A 1289-nucleotide genomic window follows, 5' to 3' on the forward strand; every position below is an offset into this window, starting at 1 on the left:
AAAGACTTTAAAGACTTAGGAGTTCACTTAAGCTATTGTAAATTATAAAGAATAAATTTTAAAGGTGTGCGTCTACCGAGTTAAAGGTGTGCGTCTACCGAGTTAAAGGTGTGCGTCTACCGAGTTAAGGTGTGCGTCTACCGAGTTAAAGGTGTGCGTCTACCGAGTCATGTGGATAAAAACCCACCTCTTTTACACGGGTGTATATTGACAAAGTCAGCAACACACCTATAAAGTAGGTGTGTGATTAAAAAAACAAAGTACACCTATGAAATTAACCAACGTATCGAGTAAAACAAAAGTTCGGCATAAAACTGATATAAACAAAACACTATCTAAGATGCCCTTATCATCTAGGCGCGTTTTATTTATGGCTATTGCTCAACTTGACTCTAAAAAGATAGTAAAACAAGGCCAAGTGTTTCGTATATACGCTAGTGAGTATGCAAAAATAGCTAAGCTGGAAATGAATACAGCCTACGAACAACTAAAATCCGCTACGTTGGATTTACAGAAACAGATAATAGGAATCCCAAAAGATCAACTTTTACCGCCTATAGCTCGTCAAGGAGATCGGCCTTGGAAGAAACCTAGCGGTAAAGGGGTTCGCATGCTTAACGTCACTGAATACTGTGACTATGAGGACGGTGACGGTTACGTAGATATTAGCTTTAGTCGTCAAATGGAGCCGTATATTTGCATGATAGAGGGTAATTTCACTACTCAAGTGCTTATCTCTAGCGCACGACTCAGAGACACAAATGCCAGTAACATATATCAACTTATAAGGCAGAAAATAAGTCAGAAGAAAGACCGTTTTTTTGAAATTACTGTTGAAGAACTAAAGGAAGAGCTTGGGCTTTACACAATAAAGAATAAGGAAAAAGTTTATTCTTATCCGTTGTTTAAAGAGTTTAATCGCAGTGTTATCAAGCAAAGCATCGATACCATTGAAGACACTACTGAAATAAAGAATATAAGCGTTGAAATCATCGAGAGGAAGCAGCGTAAAGCAACTAAGCTAAGATTCTCTTATCGAGTAGATGACCAAATGAAGTTTGAGGGATTTTAGCTAAACTTGCTTTCCAGATAGCCCATACCGGTTTTTATGTTAAATACGTCTTCTTAGTACACACTCCCCGTTTGTGCCCAACAAAGCGTTTGTTTTTACCCGGTTCACGTTATTTTTCAGTGCCAACTCCGGTAAGCAAGCAATAAGGGCAGAAGAAAACAAACAGTTTTGCGCAAGATATAGTCATTGGTACTTGCTAAATATAATAGAAAATTTA

The 1289-nt window shown here is 37.9% G+C and carries 1 protein-coding gene; it reads left to right on the plus strand.

Annotated features, from left to right (window positions below):
* Positions 1-268 precede the first annotated feature (268 nt).
* Positions 269-1072, plus strand: a complete 804-nt coding sequence (locus DK871_RS28360) for a replication initiation protein (protein WP_161519135.1) — start codon at positions 269-271, stop codon at positions 1070-1072.
* The last annotated feature ends 217 nt before the right edge of the window (positions 1073-1289 follow it).

Origin of the sequence: Pseudomonas sp. L13 (assembly GCF_009935965.1) — a bacterium.
Lineage (GTDB): Bacteria > Pseudomonadota > Gammaproteobacteria > Pseudomonadales > Pseudomonadaceae > Aquipseudomonas > Aquipseudomonas lactis.